The sequence below is a fragment of the Gordonia sp. DT30 genome (assembly GCF_049844915.1).
In the GTDB taxonomy this organism is placed as follows: Bacteria; Actinomycetota; Actinomycetes; order Mycobacteriales; family Mycobacteriaceae; genus Gordonia.
Genome location: NZ_JBNCLY010000013.1, coordinates 108,000 through 122,815 on the forward strand (window position 1 = coordinate 108,000; position 14,816 = coordinate 122,815).

Below are 14,816 nucleotides of genomic sequence, written 5' to 3' on the forward strand. Positions count from 1 at the left end.
CACGAAGTAGTGACTAACCGGCGAGTCTGAGTACTGTTCTGCTCAGTGGTCGACCCGCCAAAACCTTTGGTGGACTTCGATCGCTCTGTGTCAACGAGTACCAGTGCCAAGTTCCAGCTGGCTGGTCGGCAACCCTCCACCGCGGCGGGGTGCCCTGGATAAAGGACACGGCTCCAGCCCAAGCCGGGCATGGAGCAAGCGCGGGTTCACATATGGGTGCCCGAGGTGAATTCGGGAGTTCGATGATCAACCATGCCCGACCGACGAAGTCGGTTCGCGTCCCCCTGTCCGACCCACACCTGCCTGTGAGCGGACCCCAAAGGCCGATGTCAGCCACCCATTACCTCAGGAGAACGACCATGTCCCGACCAGCCGGCCGATTCAGACACCGACGCAATGCCACCCTCCTTGCGGCCGTCTCGATCGGACTCATCGCGAGTGCCTGTAGCTCGGGGAACAGCAGCAACTCGGCGACCGCCACGGGCAACCCGGTCGACGGCGGGACGCTGCGATTCGCCAGCGCCTCGGGTCCGGGCAGTTGCCTCGACCCGCACCAGAGTCCGGCCGACGTCGCGGGCTTCTATGCCCGTCCGATCCTGGACTCGCTGGTCGCCTTGAACAAGGACGGCTCGCTCCATCCATGGCTGGCGACCAAGTGGAGCGTCTCGCCCGACCAACTCACCTATTCGTTCACCCTGCGCGACGACGTCACGTTCTCCAACGGGGAGAAGTTCGACGGCAATGCGGTCAAGGCGAACCTCGACCACATCGTCAACCCGGCCACCAAGTCACAGTTGGCCGCCAACACCATCTCGACCTACACCGGCACCACCGTCATCGACCCGACACACGTCGAAGTCAAGTTCTCCCAGCCGAACTCGGCATTCCTGCCATCGCTTTCCACCGCGTATCTCGGTATCGAGGCACCGTCGACTCTCACACACGGCCCGGATGCCCTGTGCAGCAAGATCGTCGGCACCGGCCCGTTCATCAGCGAGAACGGCTACACCCCGAACAAGGGCATCGACTACACCCGCAACGACGCCTACAACTGGGGGCCGGGCAACGCCGACCACACCGGCAAGGCGCATCTGCAGAAGATCAGCATCCAGGAGATTCCCGAGGACTCGTCCCGCTACGGCGCACTGACCAGCAACCAGGTCGATGCGATCGCCAGCGTTCCGCCGGTCAACGTCTCCCAGCTCAAGAAGACCCCCGGATTCACCGTCGACACCGCTGCGGCCCCGGGTGGAAACTACAACTACTACCCCAACACGGAGACCGGCGTGTTCTCCGATGTCAAAGTCCGCGAAGCCTTCCGGGCCGGCATCGACTGGGACACCATCGTCGACAAGCTGTACTTCGGGGTCTTCCAGCCCGCCAACAACATCCTGAGCCCCGCCACGGTCGGTTACAACAAGGCAAGCGAATCCGCGTACGGCTACGACGAACACAAGGCCAATCAACTTCTCGACGAGGCCGGCTGGACCGCCCGTGACAGCGACGGCTACCGCACCAAGAACGGGAAGCGACTCACGGTAGTTCATCCATTCCTCAAGGAGTATGCCCGCGAGCAGCGCGACACCCTGCTCGAGCAGGTGCAGTCGTCGGCCAAGAAGCTCGGCATCGACTACCAGATCAAGAACATCACCATCGACGACTACTACAAGGTGATCTTCACCAAGGGCTACGACGTGCTGGACCTGAGCTGGCAGCGCGCATCACCGGACGCGCTTCGCACACTGATGGATTCGTCCAACATCCCGCAGCCGCCGGACCGCTTCGGCACCAACTTCGCACGGTATTCGAACCCGGCCGTCGACACCGATCTCCGGTCGGCGCTGGCCGAGACCGACCTGACCAAACAGTCGGCCCTCTACGGCAACGCCCAGCAGCAGATCGCCAAGGACGCCGCGGTGTTCCCGGTCTACGTCTTCAACTACGCACTGGGCCGCAACAACAAGGTCCAGGGTGTCAAGTTCGAGCCGCAGGCGTTCCCCACGTTCTACGACGCCTGGGTCACGCAATGACGGTGATCGATACGGTGGCCGCCCCGACCGAGGTTCCGCGCACGCGGACCCTGGGCTGGGCGATCGCCCGCCGATTGCTGGTCTCGCTCCTCGTGCTGTGGGGCGCGATCACCGCGACCTTCATCGTGATCCACGCGGGCAGTGGGTCGGCGGTCAACTCGATCGTCGGTACCGCCCAGGTCTCGCCGGAAGTGCGGGCCCAGATCATCAGCGACTACAAACTCGATGATCCGATCGTCGTGCAGTACTTCAACTATCTCGGGCGCCTCCTACACGGCGACCTCGGCCAGTCCTACGCGCTGCGGATGCCGGTCACCGAGGCCATCGGCCAACAGATATGGCCCACACTGCAACTGGTGATCGTCGCCGCGATCCTGGCCTTGGTGGTCGCACTGGTGGTGGGGTTGGCGACCGCGAATCGGCCCGGCTGGCTGCGCGGCCCGGTCACGTCATTCGAAGTGCTGATGGTGGCGGTGCCGACCTTCTGGCTCGGCATCTTGCTGCTCACCATCTTCTCGTTCGAGCTGGGATGGTTCCCCTCGGTGGGCTCGGCAGGCGTCTCGTCGCTGGTGTTGCCTGCCATCGCCTTGGCGGCGGCGCCGGCCGCCCTGCTGTCGCAGGTTCTGCGGCACGGGATCGAACGCACGCTGGACGAACCGTTCGTGGTGACCGTCCGATCCCGCGGCGTCGGCGAGACCGTGCTCCTGCTGCGCCACGTGCTCCAGCACGCCGCGATGCCGGTGATCACCCTGTGGGGCTGGATCGTCGGCGCCCTGATCAGCGGCGCCGTCGTGATCGAGCAGGTCTTCTCCCGAGAAGGGCTGGGCCGCTTGACCATCGCCGCGGTCACGAGCAAAGACCTGCCGCTCGTCCTCGGTGTGGTGATCATCGCCGCCACGTTCTACACCGTCGTCAACACCCTGATCGACGCCGCATACGGGTGGCTCGACCCGCGCCTGCGGACCACCAGATATTCCGGTGCGGCGGCGGCCCCCGACGAATCGCGTACCGACGAATCGCGCACCGAAGAATCGCGCACCGAAGAGAAGGTGACCGGATGACCGCGTCCGACGTCCGGCCCGATCCCGCACCGGCGGTCCGCTTCGCCGCCGGTCAGACCGTGGTGCAGCGCATCCGGCGCCTGCGCGTCTCGGTCATCCTCAGCAGCATCTTCCTCGTGGCCATCGCGCTGGCCGCACTGTTCCCGTCGCTGTTCACCGACAAGGACCCCGATGCCGGTGAGCCACTGGACATGTTGCTGGCCCCGAGCTGGGACCACCTGTTCGGGACCGATCAGAACGGCCGCGACATCTACGCCCGCGTCGTCTACGGCGCCTGGCCGTCACTCCTGATCGGGATCAGCGCAACGATATTCGCACTTGCGGCAGGCACCGCCGTCGGAGTGTTCGCCGCCCGCGGCGGACGCGTCGGCGACTGGGTGGTGTCGCGGGTACTCGACGTCTTCCTCGCCATCCCCGGGCTGCTGCTGGTGTTCCTGATCGTCGCCGCCCGCGGCCCCGGCACCCTGACCACCATCATCGGCGTCGCCGTGGTCACCCTGCCCGGCTACGCGCGTCTCGTGCGCGGCGAGGTACTGCGGCTGCGCGGCGCAGTCTTCGTCGAGGCCGCCAAAACTCTCGGCTGGACGCAGGCCAACATCATCGGCCGCCACATCGTCCCCAACGCCCTCGGTCCGGTGCTGGTCCTGGCGACCATCGGGATCGGCTCGGCCATCGGAATCGGTTCGTCGCTCAGCTTTTTGGGCCTGGGACCGCAACCGCCCACCGCCGAGTGGGGCAGCATGCTCTCGGCCAGCCGCACCTACTTCTCCGTCGCATGGTGGCCCGCCGTCTTCCCCGGTCTGGCCATCACCCTGACCGTTCTCTCGGTGACCGTGGTCGGCCACTACCTGCAGCGACGAACCGACGGACGGAGCGTCTGATGACCACCCTCACCGACAACACCCGCGAGACCGGCACATCCGATCAGCGACTGGTCGAGGTGGCCAATCTGCGGGTCGGATTCCCCGCCGGCACACGCACCATCTCCGCCGTCGACGGCGTCTCCTTCACCATCAACCGCGGCCAGAGCGTGGCGATCGTCGGCGAATCGGGTTCGGGTAAAAGTGTCACCGCCCGCAGCCTCGTCGGATTGATCGGCGGCAACGCGCACGTCGAGGCCGACCACCTGCGGGTCGACGGAAAAGACACCCGCAAGTTCTCGCAACGCCAATGGCGTGGCCTACGCGGCAGGCAGATCGGATTCGTCCTCCAGGACGCCCTCGTCTCACTCGACCCGCTGCGCACCATCGGCGCCGAGATCGGTGAGGTGTTGAACACCCACCGGGTCGTCGGACGCAGCGACGTCGACGCCTGGGTGATCGAGCTCCTCACGAAAGTCGGTATCCCCGAACCACAATTGCGCGCCGCACAGTACCCTCACCAACTCTCCGGTGGTCTGCGACAACGCGCACTCATCGCCTCGGCGATCGCCGCCGACCCCGACCTGCTGATCGCCGACGAGCCCACCACCGCCCTCGACGTCACCGTCCAGGCCCAGATCCTCGAGCTCCTCGAACAGCGCAAGAACGACGGCACCGCACTTCTGCTCATCTCCCACGACCTCGCCGTCGTCTCGCGCGTCTCGGACCACGTCTACGTGATGAAGGACGGGGTCTTCGTCGAGCACGGACCCACCCGCGAAGTCCTCAACAACCCGCAACACCCCTACACCCGCCAACTCCTCGACGCCATCCCGGTCGCACACGCCCGCGGCACCCGACTCTCCTCCCGCGACGGGGTCCGGACGCTCGAACGCGCACCGATCTCCGAAGATGTTGTGCTGCAGGCAACCAACCTCACCAAACACTTCGCCCTCACCGGCAATCGACGACTCCGCGCCGTCGACGACGTCAGCCTGACCGTCCACGGTGGCGAAACCCTCGGCATCGTCGGCGAATCGGGTTCCGGAAAGTCCACCGTCGCCCGTCTGCTCCTGAACCTCGAAACCCCCGACGAGGGCACCGTCGGTATCGGCGGCACCGACTGGGTCTCCATGTCGGACAAGCAAGTACGCCGAACCCGACAGAACATCCAGGTCATCTACCAAGACCCGCTGAGCTCCTTCGATCCCCGGCACACCGTCGCCCGCATCGTCGAAGAACCCCTGCTGGCGGCGGGCGGCATCAGCCGCGCCGAGCGCCGCACCCGGGTTCTCGAACAACTCGAACTCGTCGGCCTCGGCGCCGACCATCTCGGCCGCCGACCCCGGCAGCTCTCCGGCGGACAACGCCAACGCGTCGCCATCGCCCGCGCTCTGGCCACCCGCCCCGACATCATCATCTGCGACGAACCGGTCTCGGCCCTCGACGTGTCCATCCAGGCGCAGATCCTCGACCTCCTCGCCGACCTGCAGGCCGAACTCGGTATCGCCTACGTCTTCATCTCCCACCACCTCGGCGTCATCTACCACGTCGCCGACCGTGTCCTGGTCATGAAAGACGGCCGCGCAGTCGAATCCGGCAGCGTCGAGCAGATCTTCACCAATCCCGCCGACGACTACACCCGCGATCTCCTCGCGGCCATACCAACCCTTGAAACCCAACGTGACAACGAGAAAGTGACGAAATAATGGTCGAGCTCAGCTACGGTCCGTCTCCGCGATGAGCGCCACCCGAGTGGACACCGTCGTCGTCGGTGGCGGCGCCATGGGCTCGGCCGCGGCGTGGCAACTCGCGCGCCGCGGAGTCGACACGGTGCTGCTCGAACGCTTCGGCCCCGGCCACGCCAACGGCGCCTCGCACGGCAGTTCTCGCATCTTCCGCACGTCCTATGCCGATCGGACGTATGTGGAGTTGGCGCTCGAAGCGCAACGGCTGTGGGCCGAGCTCGAATCCGAATCCGGCACCTCGCTGCTGACGGTCACCGGCGGAGTGGATCAGGGCTTCACCCCGTACTTGTCGGAAATCGCCGACACGCTCGCCGGATTCGGCGTCGACCACCGATGGCTCGACCCCGGCGAGGCAACCGAGCGGTGGCCCGGAATCACGTTCGCCGGCCGGGCGCTCTACTACCCCACCAGCGGACGAGTGCACGCCGACAATGCGGTCGCCGCGCTGCAGCAAGCCGCGGCAGCGCGTGGCGCCGAGGTCCGACACGGATCGCCGGCGGTGTCGATCGAGGTCACCGCCGACGATTCGGTGACCGTGCGCACCGCCGACCACGAGTACCTCGCGCGCCGCGTGGTGGTCGCGGCCGGGGCGTGGGCGCAGAAACTGCTCGATGGCATCGCACCGCTGCCCCCGATCCGCGTCACCCAGGAGCAGCCCGCGCACTTCACACCACGGGACCCGGCCACCGACTGGCCCAGTTTCGGCATCATGCACGATCCCGATGCTCCCGGCTCCCCGGAATTCGGCGGCGTCTACGGTCTTTCGTCGGGCTTCGAGGGTGTGAAGGTCGGATTCCACGGGGTCGGTCCCGTCGTCGACCCCGACCACCGCGACTTCACCGCCGAACCTCGCCAACTCTCCGCTCTTCAAGATTATGTGCGCCAGTGGGTTCCGGGCGTCGACGCCGACGCCCTGACGCCGATCAGTTGCACCTACGCCACCACACCCGATTCGAACTTCGTCATCGACCGGGTGGGTCCGGTCGCCGTTGCCGCCGGGTTCTCCGGGCACGGGTTCAAGTTCGTCCCCGCCATCGGCCGGCTCCTCGCCGACCTCACCATCGACAAAGACGCTCCCGCGTTGTTCTCGTTCGCCAGCCATTCTGCAGAAAGGGCAGTCTGATCATGCCGAATTACGCCAGCCCCGCCGATACCGCCACCTACGGCGAATACACGATCCTTCGGGAACCCGGTGACACCCGTCCGCTCTATCGGTTCACCGGCCGGATCAGTGCAGACGGCTCCACGCCGTATCCGGCGGTCGCCGAGCGCTATCACGTCTACTCGGGCTGGTTCTGCCCGTGGGCACAGCGCGTCACGCTGGTCATCGAATTGGCCGGGCTCGCCGACACCGTGAGCGTCAGCTACGTCGACGGCAACCGTGACGCCCGGGGCTGGGCGTTCCGAGAGGCCAATGGCCCCGATCCCGTCAACGGTTTCACCCTGCTGCGCCAGGCCTACGACCGCACCGAACCGGACTTCGACGGTCACGTGTCGGTCCCCACGCTGTGGGATCGCGAGACCGGAAAGGTTGTCAGCAACGACTTCGCCACTCTCGACGCCGACCTCGCATCGCAGTACGACGTCGCCGCACACGGTGGGGTCGAGCTGTACCCGGCCGCACTGCGTGCACAGATCGACGAGTTGGAGACCTGGCTGCGTGCCGACGTCAACAGCACCGCACACGTGGCGACCGGTGACGGTCCGGGTGCTGCCGAGGCAGCAGAGACCCTCCACCAGGCCTTCACCCAGCTGGATGATCGTCTGCGGGACAACCGGTTTCTGCTCGGCGACGACGTGACCCTGGCCGATGTCCGACTGTTCGTGACGCTCGTGCGCTACGACGCCGCCGCGGCAAGAACCGGGGCACCACGACTCGCCGCCTTCGGTGAACTCTGGCGCTACGCACGCGATCTCTACGCCATCGACGCGTTCACCAAGACCACCGACTTCGGTTCGTTCGCCGGTGGCGAATCAGTGGTCGCCGACTGGCATACATCCGTGGGTGCCACCCGATGACCCACGTGCACCTCGGCGTCGCGCTCGACGGTGTCGGCTGGCACCCGGCCGCCTGGCGGGAAGACGCCGAGAACGCCAAGCGGCTGGTCGATCCCGAATATTGGGTCGAGCTCGCGCAGACGGCCGAGCGGGGGCTCCTCGACTTCCTCACCATCGACGACACCCTGGCTCTGCAATCGGAGACCTACGGGCCGCCGATTCCGCGCACCGACCGAGTGCGTGGGCGACTCGACTCGGTACTCATCGCATCCCGGATCGCGCCGCGCACCACCAACATCGGCCTCATCCCGACCGCCGTGGTCACCCATACCGAGCCGTTTCATCTCGCCAAGGCGATCGCGACGCTCGACTTCGTGAGCACCGGCCGGGCCGGTGTGCGACTCAAGGTCGGGGTCACCGGCACCGAGGCAAAGCTTTTCGGGCGCCGCGAGTTCCCCGATCTCACGCCGGCCGAACTCGCCACGGCAATCGACAACTCGTTCGTCAGGGCGGCGTTCGACGAGGCGGTCGACTATGGGGAAGTGCTGCACCGACTCTGGGACAGCTGGGAGGACGACGCCGAGATCCGTGATCAGTCCACCGGCCGGTTCATCGACCGAAACAAGTTGCACTACATCGACTTCGAGGGCGAGCACTTCTCGGTCAAGGGTCCGCTCACGGTTCCCCGCGCACCGCAAGGTCAGCCGATCGTCGGCGTCCTGGCGCATTCGACCGAGGTCTACCGGCTCGGGGTGGCCGTCGCCGATCTGATCTGGACCACTCCGCACAGCGATGCGGACGTGCGTGCGGTGAGCGCCGAGATACAGGACCTCGCCGTGGTATCGGGACGAAACACTGCACCGGCGAAGGTGTTCGGCGATCTGTTGGTCGTTCTGGATACCGACCGGGACCGCGCAGAGGACCGACTGCAACGCCTCGACGAACTCGCCGGCGAACCGCTGGGGACGGACGCCGACATCTTCACCGGTACCCCGTCGGAGCTGGCAGATCTGATCGACGCATGGACAAGGGCCGGGCTCGACGGAATCCGGCTGCGGCCGGCGAGCAACGCCGTCGACCTCCCGTTGATCAGCGATGCACTGGTGCCCGAGCTACGACGCCGCGGGCTACGCCCAGACAATCACTCTGCCAACATCTTACGTGGAAACCTCGGCCTGGACCGCCCGCGTTCACGGTATGCGACATCATCGGAGGCCTCATGACCGACAAGCCGTTGCGGCAGGTGCGACTGGCCGCCGCGTTCCCCGGCGTCAACAACACCACGGTGTGGAGTGATCCGCGCGCGGGCAGTCAGATCGATTTCAGCAGCTTCGTGCATCTCGCCCAGACTGCCGAAGCCGCCAAGTTCGACTTCTTCTTCCTCGCCGAGGGATTGCGCCTACGCGAGAAGAAGGGCTTGATCCACGATCTCGACGTCGTCGGCCGTCCCGACACCTTGCCGGTGCTCGCGGCGCTGGCCGCTGTGACGACCGACATCGGGCTGGTCGGCACCATCAACGCGACCTTCAACGAACCATTCGAACTCGCACGGCAATTCGCCAGCCTGGACCATCTCTCGGGCGGTCGAGCCGGGTGGAACCTCGTCACCTCGTCGGACGCGTTCACCGGTGAGAACTTCCGGCGCGGCGGCTACCTCTCCTACACCGAGCGCTACGAACGTGCCGTCGAGTTGCTCGATGTGGCTCGGACGCTGTGGGATTCGTGGCCGGATGACGCGGTCGTAGCCGACGGTGAGCGTGGTCGGTTCTGGAGCGACCCGGACACCGGCGCGTTCGCCCACCACGGCGACCACTTCGACGTCCGTGGCCAGTTCTCGGTACCCGCGAGCCCGCAACGCTATCCGGTGATCCTGCAGGCCGGCGACTCCGAGGCCGGCCGAGACTTCGGCGGCGCGTACGGCGACGGGATCTTCACCCTCGTCCGCGATATCGACGAATCCCGCACGTATTACCGCGAACTCAAGGCACGCAAGGTCGCGATCGGAGGCTCACCCGACGCCCTGCTCATCCTGCCGGGCGCCACCTTCGCCCTCGGCGACACCACCGCCGAGGCCCACGAGAACGCCGCTGCGATCCGGAACCAGCAGGTCAGCGGGGCCACCGCCATCGGTTTCCTCGAAGAGATCTGGAATCGCGACCTGAGCGCATACGACCCTGATGGCCCATTGCCCGACATCGGCCCCGAACTCGACGCACCGGCAATCATCCAGGGCAAGAGCCGGATCACCAAGGACCCGGTCGCCGTGATCGAACAGTGGCGGCACCTCGCCGACACGAAGAACCTGTCGATCCGTGAGCTCGTCGTCGAGATCAGCGGCACACAGTCGTTCATCGGGACGCCGGCCGAGGTCGCCGAGCAGATCAATCACCGCGTCCAAACCGATGCTGCCGACGGCTTCATCCTCGCACCGCATCTCACCCCGTCCGGACTCGACGAATTCGCCGCGAAGGTCGTGCCCGAACTGCAGGAGCGCGGGGTCTTCCGCACCGAGTACACCGGTGCGACGCTGCGCGAGAACCTTGGGCTGCCGACCGCCTCGGCGCGACCATGGCCCCACGACACCCTGCTCACGCACGCTTCCACAGCCGCAGCGCCGACCGACGCATAGGAGATCCCATGGCACCCATCCCGCTGTCCGTCCTCGATCTGTTGCCCCGATCGAGCGGCTCCGACAACGCCACCGCACTTCGGAACACCATCGATCTCGCGCAACAGGCCGAGCGTTTCGGTTACGCCCGTTACTGGTTCGCCGAGCACCACCTGAACCCGGGTGTGCTGGGCTCGTCACCCGCCGTGGAGATCGCGCTGATCGCCGGATCGACGTCGACAATCCGGTTGGGTTCGGCCGGAGTGCAATTCGGCCACCGGACCCCGCTCGCGACAGTCGAAGAATTCGGACTCGTCGACGCGCTCCACCCGGGGCGCCTCGATCTCGGGATCGGCCGGTCGATTTCTCGGCCGCAGCCGACGGCTGCTGCGGGGCCCCAGACCGCGGGCACCCAGCGGGACGGGGCCAAACAGGGCTACCTGGCTGCGCGCGGCGGTGCGTCACACGAGGAGGACGCGTACACGCCGAACGGTCTGCTGCTGCCCAAGCAGTACGACATCTCCTCGGCATTCTCGAGCAACGCCGTGGCACATCTGCTGAATCTCCTTCAGCAGCCCGGTGCCTATGCCCCGGATTATGACGAGCAGATCTCCACCGTGCTCGCCCTGCTCGACGGCACCTACGTCAGCCCGGAAGGGCTACCGGCACACGCCGCACCGGGTGAGGGTGCCGATATCCAGGTGTGGATTCTGGGTGCGTCGGGCGGATCGAGCGCCGCGGTCGCCGGCTCCAAGGGCCTGCGATTCGTCGCCAGCTACCACCACAGTCCGAGCACCGTCATCGACGCCGTCGACGCCTACCGGGCGGCCTTCCGCCCGTCCGCCGACGTACCGGAGCCCTATGTTGCGGTGTCGGTGGATGCGGTGATCGCCGAAACCGATGACGAGGCAAGAGAATTGGCAACCGGATATGCACCGTGGGTACGCAGTATCCGTCGCGGCGAGGGCGCCATCGCCTTCCCCACACCGGCCGAGGCCGCTGCACTGGAATGGACCGACGACGATCGGGACCTGGTACGTGACCGCGTGCTGACGCAGTTCGTCGGCTCCCCCGAGACGGTTGCCGACAAACTAGAACAACTCCGCGACGCGACCGGTGCGTCCGAGATCTCGATCACCACCATCACCCACGACCACGACGCCCGCGTGCGCTCGTACGAACTGATCGCAAAGGAATGGGCCGACCGATGACCGCCTCGACGTCTCCGGACACCGCTGTACTCGACGATGCCATGTGGGCGAGCCTGACCGGGGCTCATCGTCACCTGAGTGAAGGGACGGATCGCGCTCGCCGTTATCTGCCCACGATCTCGCCGTTCATCGGGATCGGTGACGCCGCCGACCCGCAGACCTGGGCCGACCTCGCGCAGCTCGTCGGGCCGGGGCAGGAGGTCGCGATTCCCGCCGGTGTCGATGCGCTGCCCGAGGGCTGGTCGGAGGTGATCAGCGGCCCGGGTGTCCAGATGATCGCCACCGATGCCGTGGCGGCCCGTCCCTTCGACGAGGCGATCCGGCTCGGCGCCGACGACGTCCACGACATGCTCGCATTGATCGCCCGCACCCAGCCCGGCCCGTTTCTTCCCGAAACCTACCGATTGGGAACGTATCTCGGTATCCGCCGGGAGGGCACGCTGGTCGCGATGGCGGGCGAGCGTCTGCATCCGCCGGGCTGGACCGAGATCAGTGCGGTATGCACCGATGCCGAGTTCCGCGGTCAGGGCCTCGCCACACGTTTGGTGCTCGCCGTCGCCGACGGCATCTACGCCCGCGGTGAGACACCGTTCCTGCACGCCGCCGCGACCAATACGAATGCCATCGAGCTCTACGAGAAACTCGGCTTCGTCCACCGGTCGGGCATCACGTTCACCGTCGTCCGGACGCCCGACCGCTGACCGTCTGAGGCCTCTCAGTGCGCCTCCTCGGTGGAGTGCGAGTTGGTCAGCGCGAGCGCACCGCCGCCGGCGATGAGTCCGACGAGCACGGCCAGTACCGCGTAGGCGATCTGCTCGCCGTGGAAGAAGCTGCCGACAAGGTCGGCGCCCCACGCCCCGGAGGGCAGTTGTGCGGCGACCAGGGCCGCGATGAGCGTGCCGATGACTGCGGTGCCGACGCTGGTGCCGACCTCCTGGGCGGTGTCGTTGAGGGCCGTACCCATCGAGGTGCGGTTCTCCGGCATGGCGTCGACGAGGGCGACGGCGCAGATCGTCATGACGGTCCGCAGACCGAACGACATCACCACCATGCAGACCGCGATGGCCAGGTAACCGTGCCCGACGGCCCACGCCATCCCGGCCAGCGAACCGGCCAGCGCGAAAGCACCGACGAGACAAGCGATCCGATGCCCGAATCGGCGGGCCAGCCATTCCGAGATCGGCGCGGCCAGCAGCATCGTGGCGATCATCGGCACATTCGCCAGTCCGGCCTTGACCGGACTCCAGCCATACGCGTACTGGAAGTGCAGGATCAGGCCGAACATGACACCGGCCATGGCGATCGACGATCCTATCTGCGCGATCGCGGCACCGCGCACGGTGCCGATGGAGAACAGCGTGAGGTCCAACATCGGTGCGGCGCTGCGACGTTCGTGCCAGATGAATGCCGCGCCCGCGACGAGAGCACCCACGATGGAGGTGATCGTCATCGCCGAGACCCACCCGTGGTCGACGCCACTGGTCGCCGACCAGCAGGCCAGCCCGATCGTCGCGATGCTCAAGATGGCGCCGGGCACGTCGAGCCGGTCCTCGGTGAGGTCCGCGCGGCGGTCGGCCGCCACCCCGAACCAGATGCCGAGGCCGGCGATGAGCGCGATCGGCGCGTTGACGACCAGTAGCCATTCCCATCGCACGTGTGCGAGGGCGGTGCCGCCGAGGAGTGGGCCGAGGACGAATCCGGCCATGCCGACGACGATCATCAGGGTCATCGCGCGCATCCGTAGGGTCTTGTCGTCGAAGAGCCGGAAGACCAGCGAATTGGTGATCGGCGCCATCATGGCCGCCGCCACCCCGAGTGCCGCGCGCAGGGCGATGAGTTCACCGGTGCTGCTCACGGCGAGGACCAGCAGGCTGAGCGTCCCGAAGAGGGACAGCCCGACCATCAGTACGCGGCGTCGGCCGAATCGGTCGGCGATCGAACCGGCGGTGAGCAGCAGTCCGCCGAACGTCAACGAGTAGGCGCCGGTGATCCACTGCAAGGCGGTGGTGCTGCTGCCCAGGTTGCGGCCGATGGTCGGCAGGGCGATCGACAACAGCGTGTTGTCGACCATCTCGACGAAGAACGCCAAACAAAGAGCCGCGAGCGGGATGGCCGCCGCGGCGAGAGAGGTATAGCGACGCGACGGTCTGTCGGTCGCGGTGATGGTGGTGGTCATGGGGGACCTCCTCACGGTCGGAGTCAGGTAATGAGTCCGACGTTAAGAAGGCGCCCTTACGTGCAACTGACACGCGCTGACGCGACGCTGTCACCGGCTGTCGGGACACGTAATCGCAGGTGGAGCCCTCAATCCTCGGGCAGTGCGGCGAAGTCACGCTGCGCCTGCCGGTACCACTTCATTCCGGAGATCGGCCGACGCCACCGGCTCTTCATCTCGTCGGCGGCGCTGCGGTGGGTCTCGTCGCCGGCCGCAACCGCGTCCTTGAGGTGCTGATCCTGGGCGTGGATGACCTCGTTCGCATCCGCACCGTGGTGGGCGGTGTCGCAGGGGCCTCCGAGTTCGCGGCAGGTCATGGTCTTCATGGTGGTGTCTCCTCGTTGTGTGGTGACGATGTTGTGCGGTGACGATCCGGGGATCATCGACTGCTTCGACGCTAAGACACCACGTGGTGCGGGCGCTTCTCGATTCCTGATCGATCGGCGCATCCCGTCGCAGTACTGTGCTCCCATGACAACGACCGACTGGCGGGCCGCGCGAGCCGACGAGATCCGGGCACTGATCCTTGAGGCCGAACCCGACATCACCGAAGAGATCAAATGGCGCAAGCCGTCCAACCCCGACGGCGTGCCGACGTTCTCCCTCGACGGACTGATCTGCACCCTCGAGACCTACAAGGACAAGATCAAGGTCACCTTCGCCCAGGGCGCCGCCCTACCCGATCCGGCAAAAGTGTTCAACGCCAGCCTCACCGCCGGCACCCGCCGCGCCGTCGACATCAAAGAGAACGATGCGTTGGACGGCTCGGCGTTCGGCGACCTGATCCGGGCGGCTGTCGCGCAGAATCGGGGTTGACGGCGTAGCACATCGTCGGCCGATGTGACTGCTGTTCACCGCAGGGAAAGTCGTTCACCGCTGTGACAGATGTTCACCGGTGTGACGAAACCGATTGCGGCCCTTGTGGATTAATCTTCGAACACTTGCGCGTCGAACGTTTCTTCGTGTACACTGGAGTCATCGCAGGATCATCCAGGGGGGAATCCATGTTCGACGACACCACCACTCTTTCCGCCGAACTGTACGGGCACCTCATCGCCCAACTCGACGATCGCACCTACAGTCCA

13 protein-coding genes and 1 riboswitch are annotated in these 14,816 nt (G+C 66.3%); of the genes, 11 read left to right on the forward strand and 2 right to left on the reverse strand.

Translation table 11 applies throughout. From position 1 onward, the window contains the following. Positions 1–88 precede the first annotated feature (88 nt). A riboswitch (SAM riboswitch) is annotated at positions 89–207 on the forward strand. Positions 208–359: 152 nt separating this feature from the next. Genes ACLQ3C_RS13890 through ACLQ3C_RS13935 form a run of 10 tightly spaced genes read left to right on the forward strand, consistent with a single transcriptional unit; the run spans position 360 to position 12,217 of the window. Continuing rightward, positions 360–2,030 carry an ABC transporter substrate-binding protein gene (locus ACLQ3C_RS13890; RefSeq protein ID WP_425705656.1) on the forward strand — a complete coding sequence of 557 codons (1,671 nt, stop codon included), beginning with the start codon at positions 360–362 and terminating at the stop codon, positions 2,028–2,030. After that, the gene (locus ACLQ3C_RS13895) at positions 2,027–3,091 is read left to right on the forward strand and encodes an ABC transporter permease (RefSeq protein WP_425705657.1); all 1,065 of its coding nucleotides are present in this window, start codon (positions 2,027–2,029) and stop codon (positions 3,089–3,091) included. Before ACLQ3C_RS13890 ends, ACLQ3C_RS13895 begins: the two co-directional genes overlap by 4 nt. Beyond that, on the forward strand, positions 3,088–3,972 hold the full coding sequence (locus ACLQ3C_RS13900; protein ID WP_425705658.1) for an ABC transporter permease: 885 nt from the start codon (positions 3,088–3,090) through the stop codon (positions 3,970–3,972). Before ACLQ3C_RS13895 ends, ACLQ3C_RS13900 begins: the two co-directional genes overlap by 4 nt. After that, the gene (locus ACLQ3C_RS13905; RefSeq protein WP_425705659.1) at positions 3,972–5,660 is read left to right on the forward strand and encodes a dipeptide ABC transporter ATP-binding protein; all 1,689 of its coding nucleotides are present in this window, start codon (positions 3,972–3,974) and stop codon (positions 5,658–5,660) included. The genes ACLQ3C_RS13900 and ACLQ3C_RS13905 overlap by 1 nt, the downstream gene beginning before the upstream one ends. A gap of 31 nt (positions 5,661–5,691) precedes the next feature. After that, the gene (gene solA / locus ACLQ3C_RS13910) at positions 5,692–6,822 is read left to right on the forward strand and encodes an N-methyl-L-tryptophan oxidase (RefSeq protein WP_425705660.1); all 1,131 of its coding nucleotides are present in this window, start codon (positions 5,692–5,694) and stop codon (positions 6,820–6,822) included. Between the two features lie 2 nt (positions 6,823–6,824). Beyond that, entirely contained in the window at positions 6,825–7,718 is an 894-nt protein-coding gene (locus tag ACLQ3C_RS13915) for a glutathione S-transferase C-terminal domain-containing protein (RefSeq protein WP_425705661.1), read from the forward strand. After that, the gene (locus ACLQ3C_RS13920; RefSeq protein WP_425705662.1) at positions 7,715–8,920 is read left to right on the forward strand and encodes an LLM class flavin-dependent oxidoreductase; all 1,206 of its coding nucleotides are present in this window, start codon (positions 7,715–7,717) and stop codon (positions 8,918–8,920) included. Before ACLQ3C_RS13915 ends, ACLQ3C_RS13920 begins: the two co-directional genes overlap by 4 nt. Next, the gene (locus ACLQ3C_RS13925) at positions 8,917–10,326 is read left to right on the forward strand and encodes an NtaA/DmoA family FMN-dependent monooxygenase (protein WP_425705663.1); all 1,410 of its coding nucleotides are present in this window, start codon (positions 8,917–8,919) and stop codon (positions 10,324–10,326) included. Before ACLQ3C_RS13920 ends, ACLQ3C_RS13925 begins: the two co-directional genes overlap by 4 nt. Positions 10,327–10,334: 8 nt before the next feature. Next, positions 10,335–11,516: an LLM class flavin-dependent oxidoreductase gene (locus ACLQ3C_RS13930; RefSeq protein ID WP_425705664.1), complete on the forward strand. Its 1,182-nt coding sequence runs from the start codon at positions 10,335–10,337 to the stop codon at positions 11,514–11,516. Then, the gene (locus ACLQ3C_RS13935) at positions 11,513–12,217 is read left to right on the forward strand and encodes a GNAT family N-acetyltransferase (RefSeq protein ID WP_425705665.1); all 705 of its coding nucleotides are present in this window, start codon (positions 11,513–11,515) and stop codon (positions 12,215–12,217) included. The genes ACLQ3C_RS13930 and ACLQ3C_RS13935 overlap by 4 nt, the downstream gene beginning before the upstream one ends. 14 nt (positions 12,218–12,231) lie before the next feature. Here the strand turns inward: ACLQ3C_RS13935 and ACLQ3C_RS13940 are convergent, their stop codons facing one another. Next, a complete protein-coding gene (locus ACLQ3C_RS13940; RefSeq protein ID WP_425705666.1) occupies positions 12,232–13,692 on the reverse strand; it encodes an MFS transporter in 1,461 nt (486 codons plus the stop codon). A 128-nt stretch (positions 13,693–13,820) separates the two neighbouring features. Further along, complete coding sequence (locus tag ACLQ3C_RS13945; protein WP_425705667.1) at positions 13,821–14,057, reverse strand: hypothetical protein; 237 nt, start codon at positions 14,055–14,057, stop codon at positions 13,821–13,823. Between the two features lie 145 nt (positions 14,058–14,202). Here ACLQ3C_RS13945 and ACLQ3C_RS13950 point away from each other — a divergent pair, with 145 nt between their 5' ends. Further along, positions 14,203–14,547, forward strand: a complete 345-nt coding sequence (locus ACLQ3C_RS13950; RefSeq protein WP_425705668.1) for a DUF1801 domain-containing protein — start codon at positions 14,203–14,205, stop codon at positions 14,545–14,547. The last annotated feature ends 269 nt before the right edge of the window (positions 14,548–14,816 follow it).